This is a genomic window from Candidatus Devosia phytovorans (assembly GCA_029202405.1).
Taxonomy (GTDB): domain Bacteria; phylum Pseudomonadota; class Alphaproteobacteria; order Rhizobiales; family Devosiaceae; genus Devosia; species Devosia phytovorans.
In genome coordinates this window covers 3,436,964-3,454,040 of sequence record CP119312.1, presented here as the reverse complement: position 1 = coordinate 3,454,040, position 17,077 = coordinate 3,436,964, and the positions used below count along the sequence as shown (strand labels likewise).

Annotated in this window: 15 protein-coding genes; 11 read left to right on the top strand and 4 right to left on the bottom strand. The window is 61.4% G+C overall.

Annotated elements, in window-relative coordinates; genetic code table 11:
* The first annotated feature begins 29 nt into the window (after positions 1-29).
* A complete protein-coding gene (locus P0Y65_16930) occupies positions 30-263 on the top strand; it encodes a hypothetical protein (GenBank protein WEK03856.1) in 234 nt (77 codons plus the stop codon).
* On the opposite strand, the gene P0Y65_16925 is transcribed toward P0Y65_16930, so the two are convergent.
* Positions 260-448 (bottom strand): hypothetical protein, encoded by a 189-nt coding sequence (locus P0Y65_16925; GenBank protein ID WEK03855.1) that lies wholly within the window; start codon positions 446-448, stop codon positions 260-262. The genes P0Y65_16930 and P0Y65_16925 overlap by 4 nt on opposite strands.
* Before the next feature lie 192 nt (positions 449-640).
* Between P0Y65_16925 and P0Y65_16920 the strand changes: the two genes are divergently transcribed.
* Together P0Y65_16920 and P0Y65_16915 are read left to right on the top strand one after the other, a co-directional pair.
* The gene (locus P0Y65_16920) at positions 641-1,984 is read left to right on the top strand and encodes an FAD/NAD(P)-binding protein (GenBank protein ID WEK03854.1); all 1,344 of its coding nucleotides are present in this window, start codon (positions 641-643) and stop codon (positions 1,982-1,984) included.
* 237 nt (positions 1,985-2,221) lie between these two features.
* On the top strand, positions 2,222-2,467 hold the full coding sequence (locus P0Y65_16915; GenBank protein ID WEK03853.1) for a hypothetical protein: 246 nt from the start codon (positions 2,222-2,224) through the stop codon (positions 2,465-2,467).
* 7 nt (positions 2,468-2,474) lie between these two features.
* Here P0Y65_16915 and P0Y65_16910 read toward each other — a convergent pair whose 3' ends face one another.
* Positions 2,475-3,500, bottom strand: a complete 1,026-nt coding sequence (locus P0Y65_16910; GenBank protein WEK03852.1) for a LacI family transcriptional regulator — start codon at positions 3,498-3,500, stop codon at positions 2,475-2,477.
* Between the two features lie 279 nt (positions 3,501-3,779).
* On the opposite strand from P0Y65_16910, the gene P0Y65_16905 reads away from it, so the two are divergent.
* The 6 genes from P0Y65_16905 to P0Y65_16880 all read left to right on the top strand — a co-directional run bounded on the left by P0Y65_16905 (position 3,780) and on the right by P0Y65_16880 (position 12,660).
* Positions 3,780-5,096: an extracellular solute-binding protein gene (locus P0Y65_16905; protein WEK03851.1), complete on the top strand. Its 1,317-nt coding sequence runs from the start codon at positions 3,780-3,782 to the stop codon at positions 5,094-5,096.
* Between the two features lie 88 nt (positions 5,097-5,184).
* Complete coding sequence (locus tag P0Y65_16900) at positions 5,185-6,075, top strand: sugar ABC transporter permease (GenBank protein WEK03850.1); 891 nt, start codon at positions 5,185-5,187, stop codon at positions 6,073-6,075.
* Positions 6,075-6,884, top strand: coding sequence for a carbohydrate ABC transporter permease (locus P0Y65_16895; protein ID WEK03849.1), 810 nt, complete (start codon positions 6,075-6,077; stop codon positions 6,882-6,884). Before P0Y65_16900 ends, P0Y65_16895 begins: the two co-directional genes overlap by 1 nt.
* Entirely contained in the window at positions 6,881-10,078 is a 3,198-nt protein-coding gene (locus P0Y65_16890) for a glycoside hydrolase family 38 C-terminal domain-containing protein (GenBank protein ID WEK03848.1), read from the top strand. Before P0Y65_16895 ends, P0Y65_16890 begins: the two co-directional genes overlap by 4 nt.
* A gap of 10 nt (positions 10,079-10,088) precedes the next feature.
* Positions 10,089-11,144, top strand: a complete 1,056-nt coding sequence (gene ugpC, locus P0Y65_16885; GenBank protein ID WEK03847.1) for a sn-glycerol-3-phosphate ABC transporter ATP-binding protein UgpC — start codon at positions 10,089-10,091, stop codon at positions 11,142-11,144.
* Between the two features lie 298 nt (positions 11,145-11,442).
* Positions 11,443-12,660, top strand: a complete 1,218-nt coding sequence (locus P0Y65_16880) for an ROK family transcriptional regulator (GenBank protein WEK03846.1) — start codon at positions 11,443-11,445, stop codon at positions 12,658-12,660.
* Here the strand turns inward: P0Y65_16880 and P0Y65_16875 are convergent.
* A complete protein-coding gene (locus tag P0Y65_16875; GenBank protein WEK06826.1) occupies positions 12,631-12,918 on the bottom strand; it encodes an HU family DNA-binding protein in 288 nt (95 codons plus the stop codon). The two genes, P0Y65_16880 and P0Y65_16875, sit on opposite strands and share 30 nt — an antisense overlap.
* 227 nt (positions 12,919-13,145) lie before the next feature.
* Here P0Y65_16875 and rirA point away from each other — a divergent pair, with 227 nt between their 5' ends.
* Positions 13,146-13,622: an iron-responsive transcriptional regulator RirA gene (gene rirA, locus P0Y65_16870; protein WEK03845.1), complete on the top strand. Its 477-nt coding sequence runs from the start codon at positions 13,146-13,148 to the stop codon at positions 13,620-13,622.
* A 322-nt stretch (positions 13,623-13,944) separates the two neighbouring features.
* On the top strand, positions 13,945-15,774 hold the full coding sequence (locus P0Y65_16865) for an ATP-binding cassette domain-containing protein (protein WEK03844.1): 1,830 nt from the start codon (positions 13,945-13,947) through the stop codon (positions 15,772-15,774).
* 70 nt (positions 15,775-15,844) lie between these two features.
* Here the strand turns inward: P0Y65_16865 and P0Y65_16860 are convergent, their stop codons facing one another.
* Complete coding sequence (locus P0Y65_16860; GenBank protein WEK03843.1) at positions 15,845-16,903, bottom strand: LacI family transcriptional regulator; 1,059 nt, start codon at positions 16,901-16,903, stop codon at positions 15,845-15,847.
* Between the last annotated feature and the right edge of the window lie 174 nt (positions 16,904-17,077).

Sequence of the window (17,077 nt, the reverse complement as noted above, 5' to 3'; positions counted from 1 at the left end):
TGGAGTTAGACAAGGTCAGGAATTTGCCGGTGTCTCAATCGTATCGCGTGGTGGATCTCCGCCCCGAATCCGAAAACATTGGTGAAAGCCGTGTCGAGGGCGTCAGCTCGCCAGAAGCGGCAAGCCGGCAGGCACTGGGGCTCGATCTCGTGCGCAGCGGCGCCAGGAAGGATCTTGTCGCTCAGGTCTATTGGCAGCTTGCCGAAGGCTCGACCAACATGGTCCGCCTCTACTCCCGCGTAGCGACGCCGCGCCGGCGTTAGTTGGCCGGAGCGACCGTCAGGCCCAATGGGCTGACGCCATAACCGCCCTGGCTCAGCGGTTCGGCAAGACCAAGGCTGGTCAGTTGTTCACCCAGGTCTCGCGGCAGTTCGTGTGGCCCATTGGCGCAAAGATTGCGCAGGGCCAGGCGCTGCGATTGGGTGAGGCTTGTCCAACTGAAATTCATGATCCGAGGGTCTCCAAAGGTCCCGCATAACGTGGCGGCGTGGGCCGGGTTCCGACATGGCCGGCATGCAGTTTCCGGCAGTCTCCAATGTCAGTGGCGCCATTTTCTCTGGTCATAGCCTCTGCCTTTGCCCATATTCGCGACTCGAATGATCGACTAAGGGGGACGGGCAATGCATCAGGGCTTTAGTCTATGACCGGCGTCACCATCATCGGCGGTGGCGCCAGCGGCGTGCTGCTTGCCGCCCATCTGCTGCGCGATCCGGCCTCCGACGTTACGGTGACGCTGATCGAGCGTGCCCAGCTGGGGCAGGGGGTTGCCTATTCCGCCAGCCAGCATGACCATCGCGTCAATGTCCCCGCCCGCGGCATGAGCGCCTTCGCCGACGATCCGGACCATTTCTCGCGCTGGCTGCAGTCGCGCGGCCATCCGCCAGAGCAGTGTTCCTGGGTCTTCGTGCCCCGTCGGCTTTACGGCACCTATCTCAGAGACCTGTTGAAGCAAGCCGGTGAGGCCAATCCGGGTCGGCTGACCGTGCTGCAGGACGAAGTGCTGTCGGTCGGGGACACACCAGAGGGCATGCAAACTGTGTTGGCCAATGGCACCGTCCTGCCCAGCCGCCAGGTCGTCCTTGCCGTCGGCCACGAAACCCATTCTGCCCGCAGTCGCGGCATTGCCGTGCGCGTCGGCTCCGAAGACGACACGGTTCTGCCAACCGAAGCGCAGGTGATGATCCTGGGTTCCGGCCTTTCCATGGTCGATGCCTGGGTCTCGCTGTCAGACGCCAAGCATATTGGGCCGATCACCGTCATCTCGCGCAACGGCCTGCTGCCCAAGGGTCATCAGGACGTCAAGCCGCTGACCATTGCCGAGGGTGACGTGCCCTTTGGATCCAGGCTGGTGCACTGGCTGAGGTGGTTCCGCGGCCTGATCCACGATACCGAGGCTGCAGGCGGCGACTGGCGCAGCGTCGTGGATGGTATCCGGCCCTATAACCAGCGCATCTGGCAGAGCTGGAGCCGCGAGACCCGCCGCCAATTCCTGCGCCATCTGCGACCGTGGTGGAATATCCATCGTCATCGCCTGCCGCCCGAGCTCTATGAGCGCATTGCAGAAGGCGTTGCCAGCGGCCAGGTACGCCTCGTCGCAGGCGAATTCGTCACCGTCACCGGCCGCGATCTTGCCGCCGAAGCCGAAATCCGGCGCCGCGGCACCGCGATCCGCGAGATCATGCCTGTCGCCCGCGTTTATGATTGCGGCGGCGTCAGCGTCAATGTGGAAGCCAGCTCCAATCCGGTCATCCGCGACCTCGTGGCCAGCGGTCGTGGACGTCCCGACGAGTTGCGCATCGGCCTCGACGTCAACGAGCATTGCGCCGTGATCGATACGGCAGGCAATGCCAATGACAGCCTTCTCGCCATCGGCCCGCTCACCCGCGGGCGCTTCTTCGAGATTGAGGCCATCCCCGATATCCGCGTCCAGGCCGCCAATATCGCCAGGAGCATTCTGGAGAACGAGCGTTCTCGGCAAAGCTGACGATCGGCCTTGATCTTGCCACGACCAGCGCCTATCTGGGAAACATACGTTTGAGCGCTGGCCCGCAGTTCCGGTCAATCTGGCAAGGCCAATCCCCCGTCATTCGAGCGTCACACCCCTCGCCAATACTGGTGCGGCATGTTGACTCGTGGCTGCTTCCTTGTGGAGCGCCAGACGGATGCGCGCGTTGTTCAATCCCAAATCCCGCTGCATTCTGCGCGGACAACCAGAGTATTCATGTCCAACTTCGATTTTCACGCCCCCGCCGAGCTTTACCTTGGCAGCACATGGCAGACCGCAAGGGCGCAGGGCGCCCGCAACTTCCGCACCGCCGCACAGGCCCTCCGTTTCGCCTTCGAAGAAGCCGCGCCGGTGAGCCTGCATGGCGCCAATCTCGTCATCGGCGAGACCAGCTTCACCGGCCCCGAGCTGGCCGGCCTCTATCGCAATCTCGGCATTCCGGCGCAGCCGCGCATCAATTGACAAGCGCCTAGCTGCGCCACTGCTTTTGTGGCTCGGCCAGGCTCTGCAAGTCGCTGACCGGCGTGCCATCGATCCGCCTCAGCAACAGCTGGGTCAGCTCGCTGCCGGCGGCAAACACATCCTCGCGGATGCTGTCGAGCTGCGGAAACAGCGTCGGCAGAATGCCCGAGGTTTGCTTGTAGATCAGCTGCAGCTCGCGCCCCGGCGTGATCCCGCCCTCCTGCAATCCGCCCACCAGGGCAATCGTGCGCATCTCGCTATCCGAAATGATGCCGTCCGGCCGGTTCTGGCTTCCCGCCAGCTCTACGCCCATACGGCGCATTTCGGCCGGCGTGATGCCGCGCGTACCCTCGAGCAGCCGCCCATCAATGCCGGCTCGCGCCGTCGCCTTGCGAAACGCAGTGACGATATTGTGGTAATTGGTGGTGCTGTCATCGCCGATCACCAGCATGACGTCACGACACCCCTTGCCGGCCAGCCGATCGACGGCGATCTCGGCGAAGGCTTCGGAATGGAAGTCATGATAGGGGTGCGGCGTATAGAACTCCGTCCGCCCGTGGCTGACAAAAGGAAAATCCGCGTCGATCATCATCTGTACCCGCGCATCGCGCGGACCGGTATGGGTAATGATGACGCCATCGGCCGTGCGGTTGTCGAGGATATAGCGGATCGTCTCGGCGCTATTGTGTCGCTCGAACTCGGGGATCACCGTCAAGTGGTAGCGCGTGCCCTTGATGGCGCCGCCAATGCCCTGGATCATCTGGCGAGCGAAATCGATCGAGTCTTCCGCCCCGTCCATCACCAGCGCGATCACATTGGTCTTGCCGGTCCGCAGGCGGACCCCGGCGCGATCGGGCACATAGCCCAGCGCCGCAGCGGCCTCGTTGACCTTGTCGCGCGTCTCCTGCTTCAGCGTCGTGCCGCCGCGCAGCGACAGCGACACGGTGGACAGGCTCAACCCCGTCACTTCCGCAATGGTACGCAGCGTGACCCGGCGATTGCCGCCCGCTTTGACTGTCGACTTCCTGTCCATGCTGCTCCGTTTCCCCGGCCTCCGCTTTTACACTGTCGCGCGGTAAAGTCGAAACCCGTAATTTTGCAACGATGCAGAGACTTTCCACACGCTCTGAAGGCAATCAAAACAGGCTAAACATACGAAAAGGAACGAAAAAGCGCGGATAAGGTCACCATGTCTGACCAATCTCGATTAACGTTTGCAACGTTCTAACTCTTGTGTTTACCTTTCGCCATGCCGGATGAGGATCTGGCGGGGCTGTCCAGCGAGGCAGCCGGAGGAGATGAGGAGGAGTTCATGCTCAAGAAGGGTTTTCTGACCACGGTGGCCACTGTGTCGCTGATGGTGGCTGCTGCGATCCCCGCGCATGCCGAAGTGACGTTCATGTATCCCGAATGGATTTCCGCCCTGGTCGAGCCGGGTATCGAAGCCTTCGAGGCCGAAACGGGTGAAACCGTCAATGGCATCAAGCTGCCCGGCCAGGGCTATGACCAGCGCATCGCCCTCGACCTCAGCGCCGGCACCGCCGCCGATGTCAACGTCATGGACAGCTTCATGGTGAGCGAACTGGCGTCGGCCGGTTATCTCTCCCCGCTCGATGAACTGGCCGGCGCCTGGGACCAGTATCAATATTATCTGCCCGGCCTGCTCGAAGTTGCCTCCTATCAGGGGCAGGTCTATGCCCTGCCCACTGATACCGACGTGCGCATGCTCTGGTACGATCTGTCGAACTTTGAAAAAGCCGGCATTGCCACGCCGTGGCAGCCCAAGACCTGGGCCGATATTCTCGATGCGGCGACCAAGCTCAAGGACGCCGGCGTCCAGTATCCGTTCCAGCTCCCGGCCGGCACAAAGCAGGCTGAAGCTGCCACCATGCAGGGCGTCTATATGGCGCTGCTCGGCGCCGATGTGCCCGAGGGCGATCGCAACCGCCTGCTCAACCGCGAAACCGGCCAGTGGATCGGTGATAGCCCGGGCCTCCGCCGCGTCTTCGATCTCTACTACCAAGTCTATAACGAGCAGCAGCTCAACCCGGCCGACCTCAACTATGCCACCGATATCGGCGCCGCCGTACGCGCTGCGGCGGCGGCCGATCAGCTCGGCATCCTGGCTTCCGGCTCATGGGAAGATGCCTGCCTCTGGGATTGCAACAATCCCCCGAGCCGCGAGGAGCGTGATGCCCAGGTCGCCTGGACGCCCTGGCCTGGCTCGGGCGAACCCGGCACCAAGGCAACCACTAATATCTCCGGTGGCTGGGCCATCGGCATCAATGCCAAGGCTGCCGATCAGGACCTGGCCTTCAAGTTGGTGACGTCAATTTTCGACGAAGCCAACTTCAAGGCCTGGACCCTGGCAACCCACCGCATGGCCGTCCGCACCGACATCTCGGACAGTGCCGAATATACGGCTGATCCCTTCCTCGCTGAAGCAACCAAGCTGGCCGCCGACACAACAGGCCGTGACACCATTCCCGGCTACCAGACGGTCTCGGCCCTGATTCAGCAGGCGACGTCCGACCTGCTCGACGGTGCCAGCGTCGACGAGGTCATCCAGACCTACCATGACGCCCTGGTCGACGAGTTCGGCGAAGAGAACGTCATAACCTACGAATAAGCCACCTCCCGACGCGGCGGCGCCCAATGTCCTCCGGGCGCCGCCGTGACGGGTGTTTTCAAGCTTCGGCGGCGACGGGGCCAAAAGTATGAAAAACCAGGCCAATCCCTGGCTTACCAGCAATCTCCTCGTGCTTGGCCTCGGCATGCTGCCGGCCATGGTGCTGATCGGGGCGCTGCTCTATTTCACTGCCTGGGCCTTTGCCTTCAGCTTCACCGATCTGGCCCTCGTGGGTCGCAAGTCGGTAGAATGGAGCTGGGTCGGCCTGCAGAATTTCGAACGCCTGTTCACCCGCCGTGGCTTTCTCGAGTCTCTCTGGACCACGGTGATCTTCGTCTTCTTCTCCGCCATCGTCGGCCAATCCGTGCTCGGCTTCCTGCTGGCCGTGGTGCTGCGCGGCACCCAATCGACCATCCGCAGCGTGGTCGAAGTCTGCATCATGCTAGGCTGGCTGCTGCCCGATATCGTGGCGGCGTTTCTGTGGTCGGCAACCACCAATCAGACCGGCCTGATCAACGCACTTTTCGTTACGCCCTTCGGCTTCCCGCCGATCAATTTTATCAATGAATATGCCCTGCCCATCGTCACCATCGCCAATATCTGGAAGGGCACGGCCTGGTCCTATCTGCTGTTTTCGGCAGCGCTGGATTCGGTATCGCGTGAAGTGGTCGAAGCGGCCAAGGTCGATGGCGCCACTCCGTTCCAGCGCATCTGGCTGGTGCAATTGCCGATCATCCGGCCGCATATCGCCACCAACATGCTCTTCATCACCATCTGGACCTTCACCTATTTCCCGCTGATCTACGCAATGACCGGCGGTGGTCCTGGCACGGCGACGCAGACGCTCGCCGTCTTCCTCTACAACCAGAGCTTTTCGCGCGGTAACCTGGGCTTTGGCAGCGCCATTTCCGTGGCCATGCTGGTCATCGTCGGTCTCTTGTCGCTCGTCTATCTGCGCATGCTGCGGGAGCCCAAATAATGGAAACCGGACCTTCCCGCCTCACCGCCATTGCCCTCGCCTTCATGGCCGTCATCTGGGTCAGCCCCTTTTCCTGGCTGTTCCTCAACGCCTTCAATCCACTGTCCACCGGCCAGCTCGAAATCCCGCGCGCCCTCGGGCTCGACAATTTCGCCATGGCCGTCTCGGGCAATGCCGGGCGGCAATTCCTCAACTCCATGCTGATCGCCGCCGGCACGGCCACCCTCAGCGTCATTGTCGGGATTTCCGCCGCCTATCCATTGTCGCGGCTGCGCATTCCCGGCCGCAACGCCTTCCTTTGGACCCTGGTCCTGCTGCGCATGCTGCCCTCGGCCGGTGTGCTGGTACCGCTCTATTTTGCGGCGCAGCGCTCGGGCCTGCTCAATCAGCTCGGCGTCATCATTGCGCTGACCGTGCTCAATCTCCCCTTCACCCTGCTGCTGCTCAAGAACTTCTTCGACACCGTGCCGATCGAGCTTGAGGAAGCCGCCTATGTCGAAGGGGCGAGCCTGCTACAGATCATCACCAAGATCGTCCTGCCCATGTCCAAGGCCGGCATTGCGGTGGTGTGGTTCTTCAGCTTCACCGGCGCCTGGAACGAGTTTCTGCTGCCGCTGATCTTTGCCCGCGTCCAGGATGCCTTCCCCATGTCGGTCGGTCTCTACGCAGCATTCGGCCAGCAGGGTGCCATCAACTATGGCTTCCTCACGGCCTTTTCCATTCTCTACGCAGCGCCGGCGGTCGGCGTCTATTTCTTGTTACGGCGCAACATGAACACAGGGTTCGCCGGTGTCGGAGTTAAAGGATGACCTATTCCAATCCCATGTCGTCGAAGCTTGGTTTGCTCGACGATGACCTCAAGATGGAGGGCAAGCTCATCCGGCTATGCAAGGACCTTGAAACCAAGATCCTGACGCCCGTTCCCTATAGTGACTGGCAGTGGCACGTGCAGCGCGCCGATGTCACCGCCGACCAGGCGCTCAAGGCCGATTGGAGCAAGTGGGAAAAGTTCGGGCCTCATTCCGTCTGGGCCAAGAAGCAGGGCCACACCTGGTTTGCCGCCGAAGTCATCGTGCCCGAAGAGGCTCGGGGCAAGACCTTTGTCCTCAAGTTCACCAGTCAGTGGCAGGATCGCCCCGGCTCCACCGACCCGCAGTGTCTCGCCTATCTCGACGGCAAGATCGCTCAGGCGCTCGACGGCAATCACACCGAACTGGTCATCGAGCGCAAGGCCAAGCCGGGCAACAAGCATGTGCTGCTGGTCAATGCTTTTACCTTCTTTGACCGTCCGCTGGTCGGTTTCACGGTCGATTTCTACACCCGTAGCGAACGCGCCGAAAAACTCTACTGGGACCTTCAGACCCCACTCGACGTCGCCGTCCGCCTCTATCAGAACGATCCGCGCCGCCAGGCTATTCTCAACATCGTCGATCGCGCCCTGCGGGCGCTCGATCGCCGCGATGGCTTCACGCCCGAATTCGAGGCCTCGCTCGGCGCTGCCGAAAAGATCGCTGGCGAGATCTACAAGCTGGTGGATACCGAGGTGCAGCCGCAGATCACCGCCGTGGGTTCGACCCATCTCGATGTCGGCTGGCTCTGGCGCGTCATGCATACCCGCGACAAGACGGGGCGTTCCTTCGCCACGGTGCTCAACCTGATGGAGGAATATCCCGAGTTCATCTTCATGTATAACCAGTCGGTTCTCTTCGACTTCTTGAAGAAGGATTATCCCGAACTCTGGGACCGCATGATCAAGAAGATCAAGGCGGGCCAGTTCGAGATCGAAGGCGCCATGTGGGTCGAGCCTGACGTCAATATCGTCTCGGGCGAAAGTCTTGTGCGGCAGATCATGCGCGGCCGCCGCTTCCACCTCGAGCATTTCGGCGTCGATCCCAAGACCGTCTGGCTGCCCGACACCTTCGGCTATTCCGCCAACCTGCCGCAGGTGATGGACAAGTCGGGGCTGAAATATTTCGTCACGTCCAAGCTGAGCTGGAACGACACCGACCGTCATCCCTATGACAGCTTCCACTGGAAGGGCATTGACGGCACGGTGACCAAGGCCCAGCTGATCACCGCGCAAAAGTATGACAGCGAAGAAATCTTTACCACCTACAATGGCGACCTCTCGGTGTCCGAGACCATGGGCGCCTGGAAGCGCTACGAGCCCAAGGCCGTGCATAGCGAAGTCGTCATGTCCTATGGTTATGGCGACGGCGGCGGCGGCCCGACCCGTGGCATGATCGAGCGCGGCATCCGCATGGAACGCGGTATTCCCGGCGCGCCAAAGGTGAAGCTGGAGGGTATCGTTCCCTTCCTTGACCGCCTGGGCAAGGCCATGGATGCGCCGGGCAACAGGTTCCCCACCTGGAATGGCGAGCTTTACCTGCAATATCACCGCGGCACGCTGACCTCGGTTGCCAAGAACAAGGCCAACAACCGCCGCGCCGAGCGCATGCTGCGTGAGCTGGAGTTTTTAGGCGCCATGGCGCTGACCCAGACTGGTGCCGCCTATCCGAGTGAAACCCTCGCCGAGTTCTGGGAACTGGTGCTGATCAACCAGTTCCATGACATCCTGCCGGGTACCTCCATCCCGGAGGTCTATGTCGACAGCGACAATGAATATGGCCAGATCTTTTCGACACTCGGTTCGCAGAACGGCCCCTGGCATTCTGCTGCCCAGGCCTTTGCCAAGCCGGGTGCGGACCAGTTGCGCCTGTTCAACTTCACCGGTCAGACTCGCTCGGGCCTTGTCAGCGTCACGTCCGATGGCGTTCAGGAGGGCACGTCGCTCGCCACCAATGGCGCAGTGCAGCCGCTGCAAAAGCTGATATCGGCCGATGGCACGACCAGCTTCGGCGCGCCTGCAGCCGATATTGCCCCGCTCGGCTGGACCGGTGGCCAGATCGTCTCTGGCGCTGCCAAGGTGTCGTCGTCGCTCTCGGTTTCCGAAAAGCATCTCGAAAACGACAAGCTCAGGATCACCTTCGACAAGTCGGGCGAAATCACGTCAATTCTCGACAAGACGCGCAATCGCGAAACCCTGGCCCAGGGCGAAAAAGCCAACCGCCTCATCGCTTACGAAGACAAGCCGATGGAATGGGATGCCTGGGACATCGACCGCTATTTCGAGGAGCAGTTCTGGCCGCTGGCCGATGGCAAGACATCCATTTCGGTTGTCGAAACCGGCCCGCATCGTGCGGCCATTCGCGTCGAACGCAAATATCAGGCCTCGACCGTCGTGCAGGTCATCTCGCTCGAAGTCGGTGCCCGGCAGGTGGAGTTCGACACTTTTATCGACTGGCAGGAGCGCCGCACGGTGCTCAAGGCGCAGTTCCCCTTTGATCTCAACACCTCCGAAATCCGCTCGGAAATCCAGTTCGGCCACGTCAAGCGCCCCACCCATCGCAACACCAGTTGGGACAAGGCGAGGTTCGAAGCGAGCATGCATCGCTGGGTCGATCTCAGCGAGGCCGACTTTGGCGTCGCTCTGCTCAATGACTGCAAGTATGCCTATGACTGTCTTGAACAATCCGTCCGGCTGACGCTGGTGCGTGGCTCGACTCATCCCGATCCGCTGGCCGATCTGGGCGAGCATCGCCTGCGCTATGCGCTGTTTGTCCACGACGGGGTTGCCGACCTCGCCGAAGTGCATCGCGCCGCCGAGCGCTTCAACAATCCGGTGGCGCTGGTCGGTTCAACCAGACCTTCCGGCAGCCCAGCCAGCGAATTCCGGAGCTTCAGCTTTGCCAGCGCCGACCAGTCCAATGTGACGCTCGAAACCGTCAAGAAGGCCGAAAAGTCCGATGCCGTGGTGCTGCGCATCTTCGAGCACGCCAATATTCGGGCCGACGCAACGATCAGCTTCGGCGTGCCGGTCAAGTCGGTGCGCGTGGTCAATCTGATGGAGGAGGGCGACAGCAAACCCCTCGAGCTCAAGGATAATACCGTCAGCCTCGCGCTGCGGCCCTTCGAGATTGCGACCCTGCTGATCGAAACCTGAGGAGCATGAAATGGCCGATGTCTCGCTGCGTGGTGTCCGCAAGTCCTATGGATCGCTTGAAGTGGTCCATGGCGTGGATCTCGACATAACCTCCGGTGAATTCGTGGTTTTCGTCGGACCGTCCGGCTGCGGCAAGTCGACCTTGCTGCGCATGATTGCCGGTCTCGAACCGATCACGGGCGGGGACATCTCGATCGGGGGCAAGGTCGTCAATGACATACCCTCGCCCCAGCGCGGCATCGCCATGGTCTTCCAGTCCTACGCGCTCTATCCCCATATGAGCGTTTACGAAAACATGGCCTTCGGCCTCAAGCTTGCCAAGACGCCCAAAGCCGAAGTCGAGCAGCGGGTCCGCGAGGCGGCGCGAATTCTCCAGATCGAGCAATATCTGGACCGCATGCCCAAGGCGCTCTCCGGTGGCCAGCGCCAGCGTGTGGCTATTGGTCGCGCCATCGTTCGCAATCCACGCGTTTTTCTCTTCGACGAACCCCTGTCGAACCTCGACGCATCGCTGCGCGCCCAGACCCGTATCGAGATCGCCAAGCTGCATGATACACTCGATGCGACAATGATTTACGTGACCCATGACCAAGTCGAGGCCATGACCCTGGCGGACCGGATCGTGGTGCTTAACGCGGGCAATATCGAGCAGGTTGGCACCCCGCTCGAACTCTACCGCAACCCGGTCAACACCTTCGTTGCCGGCTTCATCGCCAGCCAGCGCATGAACTTTCTCAATGTGACCGCAAATGCTGACGGATTGGCACTTCCGGGTAACAGACTGTTAGCATTGAGCCACCCAAAACTGGCCGATGTGCGAACACTGGGCGTGCGTCCCGAACACCTGCAATTGGCCACGTCGGACACGGCCCATTTCTCCGGCACACTGGCGGTCATCGAACAGTTCGGCGAATACGCCCTGGCCTATGTCGAACTGCCCAGCGGTGACATGGTGACGATCAAGCTCGACGGGGCGCCAGACCTGCAGCTGCATGAGACGATCCATATCGGCCTGCCCAGGGATGGGGTGCACCTGTTCGACGAGCAGGGTCGCGCCTTGCGATAGGATTCGCGCAAAATTTTCCAAATATCTCTTCAGTTTTTTTGTTAGAGAATCAGATGCGTGTCTGTGTTCGGCAGAATTGCTGGTGAATTGTCAAATCTCCCAATAGACAATCATGGCAGTGTTATCGATGTCTTCCGGTAGGGACCTAGGCGCGGCGGACCCCGTTTGGCATGATCGTCAGACGACTTATGAAACCCATGTTTGTCGCATTTGCGTGCTGCAAACATCTTTGAAATTTAAAATCGCCTGTTGAAGTTATTTCATCGGGCTCAGGCACCGGCCTCGGTGAAAGTGACTGATGACAGTAAAACCAGAGCTGGTGCGGGATGTGTTCGATGCTGGCGGGCGTGGCCTCCAGCACCACGGATTGCGCCGGGCCAACGAGCGCGCCGTACTCACGCTGATCGGCTTCAATTCCGGCGTGTCCAATGCTGAAATTGCCCGTCTATCCGGGCTGGCACCTCAGACCGTGTCGGCAATCCTGATCGATCTTGAACAGGATGGGCTGATCACGCGCGGTCCGGTGCTGCGCGGCCGTCGCGGCCAGCCGGCGACCCCGATTTTTCTGCGCAGCGAGGGCGCCTATTCCATTGGCGTCGAGCTGGGCTGGCGGCATGTCGATGTCGTCATGATCGACCTCACGGCCAATGTGCTGGGCACGCGGCGTTGGCACTATGACTTTCCCGACGCGCGTACTCTGCCGGGGGAAATCGCCAAGGCAATCGGCGAGTTGCGTGCAGGTCTGAGCGACGCCGGACAGAGCCGGCTGCGCGACATCGGTGTTTCGATGCCCGCTGACATGGCTGGCTACATGCACCTGTCCGAAGCGCCGGAAGAGCAGGGCGCGCTCTGGGCTAACCTCGATTTGGCGGGCGATCTTGAGCGCCGCTGCGGCCTGGACGTGAGTTTGGTCAACGACGGCAACGCAGCCTGCTGGGCCGAACTCATCGCCTTGTCCCGGCCGCGTTCCGGCGACTTCATCTATTTCATGATCGGGCGCTGCATCGCCGCCGGCATAGTGGGTGAGGGCTCGCTCTGGGAAGGGTCCAGCGGGAACTCGGCCAATATGGGCGCCATGCTGGTGCGTCAGGGCGACGGTCCGCTACAGCCGGCCTATCGCATTGCCTCGACGGCCGTACTGGAAAAGCGCTTGGAAGACGCAGGTTTCCTGATGATCTCCGGTCAGTTCGAGACCTGGGATTGGGATACGTTCGCGCCCGTCGTCGACCAGTGGATCAAGGACAGCGGCAATGCCCTTGCGCGCGTGGTCTACAACACGACCATGGTCATCGAGACCGCGCTGGTCGTGCTGGACACCATCCTGCCGCCTGCCCTTGGCGAGCGCCTGGTTGCCGAGGTCGAAAGCGAACTCAAGCATCTCCCGGTGCCGGCGTCCTACCGTCCGCCCCAGGTTATGCTCGGTCATCTTGGCGCCATGGCGCCGTCGATGGGTGCCGGCGAGCTGACGCTCTACCGCCGCTTCTTCTCACGCACGCTTGCGGATCTCGTCGGGTGAGTTCAGCGCATCGCGCAACTGCGCGCTGGGCGTGAACACCACCGTGTGACGCGGCGAAATCGTGTGTTCCGTACCGGTGCGCGGATTGCGCCCCATGCGCTCTGCGCGTGAGCGCACCTGCAACGACCCGAATGTGGTCAGTTTAACCGTCTGTGCGCGCATTAATGATGCGCCGATGAGTTCGAACATAGCGTCGCAAATAGCGGCGGTGTCTGTCTTGCTTAGGCCAGTGCGGCGGGAAGCCGCTTCGCTAAGCATGGCTCGCGTAATCGTCTTAACCAAAATAACGTCCCCCTGAACTTAAGTTCATAGTCCGAAGTTAAGCGGCTGTCGAGCTTTTTGGTTGCACGCGAGAAACTTGAAGCAATCAATCAACTTATGTTGACATATTTTAGAATGGTTATAAGCTGCGACCTGTTCTAAGAAGGACGCATACAAGAACGGGTGATCTGACTCGTTCCCGAACTCGAGCTTCAGAGGCCGCAGTGAGACTGACCCGTCAATCCAACTATGCGATCCGTACCCTGGTCTATTGCGCCGTCAATGAGCCCAGCCTGAGCCGGGTCGCCGATATCGCCAAGGCATATGGCATTTCCGAACTCTTCCTGTTCAAGCTGATCAAGCCCCTGGTCGAAAATGGCCTGCTGGCAACGGTGCGCGGCCGTCACGGCGGCATCAAGCTGGGCAAGAAGGCTGAGGACATCACCCTGCTCGAGACCATTCGCCTCACCGAAGAGAATTTCGCCTTGGCGGAATGCTTTGAGGAGGGTGCTGACTGCCCCCTTATCGGCGAATGCGATCTCAATGGCGCGCTGCGCGAAGCTCTTGGCGCCTTTTTCGAAGTGCTAGCCGGCTATACGATTGCCGATCTCGCCAGCAAGAAGCGCTCGATCCGTGAGCGCCTGGGCATTTCGACCGCCCAGGCCGTTGCCGAAGACAAGTCGCTGCTCGCCGCGCTCTGACCGGCTGACACATCTGAATTCTTGAAAATCCCCGGCATGCTCCGGGGATTTTTGTTTTTCTGTCCGCGGTCGCGCATATTTTCCGCCCAGGTCATAATTATGAGTTTGACAGTCATGTTACGCTGTGGTTATCTCTGGCCATAGCGAGGCGGTGACGGGACGAGGGGAATGCGACCCTCCCGCCAAGCAAACGAGACGACGGGGCTTGCTGCTACCGTCTCCCCGGGCCGATCAGGATCCTCAACGTCCTGATCGGCCTTTCTCTTTGCCGGTGCCGCTGGGCGGCCTTTTCATTGCCGCCTGCCTGTGCTCTATCCGCCCCATGGCTCCAGCACCCCTTCTTTCGCTTCAAAATATCAAGCTCACCTTCGGCGGCACTACCCTGCTCGAAGGGGCAGAACTCATTGTCTCGCCCGGACAGCGCGTGGCGCTGGTCGGCCGCAATGGCTCGGGCAAATCGACCCTGCTCAAGATCGCTGCGGGCGATGTGACCCATGACAGTGGCGTGCGCTTTGTCGAGCCCAGCGCCACCCTGCGCTACCTGCCGCAGGAGCCCGATCTTTCCGCTTATGCGACGACGCTCGCCTATGTCGAGGCCGGTCTAGGGCCAGGTGACGATGAATATCGCGCGCAATATCTGCTGAGCTCGCTGGGCCTGACCGGCGAAGAAAACCCCAGGAACCTCTCGGGTGGCGAAGGCCGCCGCGCTGCCTTGGCGCGCGTGCTGGCGCCCCGGCCCGACGTGCTGCTGCTCGACGAGCCGACCAACCATCTCGACCTGCCGGCCATTGAATGGCTGCAGTCCGAGCTCGATTCCATGCGCTCGGCCATGGTGCTGATCAGCCATGACCGTCGCTTCCTCTCCGATCTCACGCGCTCGACCGTCTGGCTTGATCGTGGCGTGACCCGCCGCCTCGACAAGGGCTTTTCCCACTTCGAGGCCTGGCGCGACCAGGTGCTGGAGGAAGAAGAGCGCGACCGCCACAAGCTCGACCGCCAGATCGTGCGCGAAGAGCATTGGCTGCGCTATGGCGTCACTGCGCGTCGCAAGCGCAATGTCGGCCGTCTCGAACGCCTTGCCGGTCTGCGCCAGGACCGGCGCGAACAGCGCCGGGTCACCGGCTCGGTCAACATGCAGGTCGCAGAGGGCCGCACCTCCGGCGCGCTGGTGGTCGAGGCCGAAAATATCTCCAAGGCCTATGGCGATCGCGTCATCGTCGGTGACTTCTCGACCCGCGTCGTGCGCGGCGACCGGATCGGCATCGTCGGCCCCAATGGCGCGGGAAAGACCACGCTGATCAAGATGCTGACCGGGCTCGACCAGCCCGACACCGGCACGATCAAGCTCGGCTCGGCGCTTGAACTGGCCATGCTCGACCAGGGTCGCGCCAAGCTCCATCCAGACACGCGCCTTAAGGAAGCCCTGACCGGCGGTGGCTCGGACACACTGCAGATCAACGGCCAGCCCAAGCATGTCGTGGGCTATATGAAGGACTTTCTGTTCGGGCCCGAACAGGCCAATACGCCGATCGGCAAGCTCTCGGGCGGTGAGCGCGCGCGCGTGGCCCTGGCTCGTGCGCTGTCGCTGCCGTCGAACTTTCTGGTGCTCGACGAGCCGACCAACGACCTCGATCTTGAAACCCTCGACCTGCTCGAGGAAATGGTTTCCGACTATGCCGGCACGGTCATCGTCGTCAGCCACGATCGTGACTTCCTCGACCGCGTGGCGACCTCTGTCATCATTGCCGAAGGCAAAGGCCTCTGGCTCGAATATGCCGGCGGCTATTCCGACATGGTCATCCAGCGCGGCGAGGGCGTCACCGCCCGCGAGCCCACGGCCAAGACCCATCGCGCCGGCAAGACCAGCCTCACCCAGACCAGCCAGGCAACCTCGGCTCCGGCACCGGCCGCCAAGCGCAAGATGAGCTTCAAGGAAAAGCACGCCCTCGAAACCCTGCCCAAGACCATCGATGGGCTGGAAGACGAGATCAAGGCGATCAACGCAGCGCTGGGCAAGCCTGATTTCTACACAAAGGATCCGGCCGGCTTTGCCGCCAAGTCCAAGGCCCTGCTCGAAGCCGAAGCCAAGAAAGCCCAGGCCGAGGAACAGTGGATGGAATTGGAACTGCTCAGGGAAGAGCTGGAAGGTTAGTCCGCCCGCCATTCGGGCATAGCCCTCATGGCCTGCTTACCTAAATTCGCTCCGCTGGAGCGGATTTGCCCTATGGGCCGGTTCGCAGCCAATCAAATTTCGGTTCTGCCAGATGGTGCAGGTCGCCAATTGGCTCACCTGCAATCCGGCGCAGCAGCAGGCTTCCCAGATTGCGGCCGGCATCGACGAAATCCTCGAACACCGTCTCTGCGCCCGGCTGGAACTGTGCGAACATTTCGGAGGCCTGCTTGGACACGACATGCACGTCCTGGCCGACCTTCTTGCCGCATTCATTGAGTGCGCCGATCACTGCCAGCGCTGACACTTCCGATGCACAGACCCAGCCATCGGGCGCGTCGGGCCGCTTGGTGCGCTTGGTCACATAGTGGCGGATGGCATCGGTCGCGCTGCCCAGGTTGACGTCGGCGGCGAACTCATAGGCGATCCCCGCCTCGTTGGCGCCCCGCGCCATGCCGGTCTTGAGATGGTCGGTATAGGTGAGGGCGCTATCGGGCAGGATTGTCGAGATGTTGCGGCATCCCAACTGAGCCAAGCGCCTGGCTGCGCCGTGGGCATAGGTCTCGTTGTCGAAATCGACGAAGGGATGCCCTTCCGGCCAATTGGTGCGGCCGTGGCTGACAAAGGGAAAGTCATTGTCGAGCAGGAAGCGGATGCGCTCGTCAAAGCTCTCGGCCTTGGAAAAGATCACGCCGTCGGCCATGCGGTTGCGCACGATATGGCGGATCGGCTCCATCGGATCGACGCCGCGGAACAGCGGCGTGATGACGATGTGGTAAGCCGTATTGCGCACCGCCTCGCTGAGCCCGTTGACGATGGAAGAGCCAAAACCATAGATCTGCTCATCCGGCTCGAGCACCAGGGCGATCACATTGGTTCGGCCGGTCTTGAGGCGTAGCGCCGCGCGGTCGGGCAGGTAGCCCAGTTCTGCCGCGATCTTTTGCACCCGGTCGCGGGTGTCCTGGCTAAGCTCGGGGGCATTGTTGAGGGCCCGCGAAATGGTGGTGACGGCAAAGCCGGTCATCTGCGCTATGGTCTTGAGCGTGGGCTTGCCCGATGGCTTGACCCCGCGCTTGCCCTTGCTGGCAGCCGGCACGTCGTCTTCTGACACTTCGCTTATCCCTTGGGGCCCGCCGTTTTCCGGCGGTGTCACGTGTTTAAAGCTCGACCACACCAGATTGTCCGGTGCACTTCAAGCCTTGCTTGTCCTGCAAGGCGTGAGGGGCGTGCATCAAAAACATGACCGAATTGTTCAGATTTTCTGATTGCGACCAATTGAGGGCAG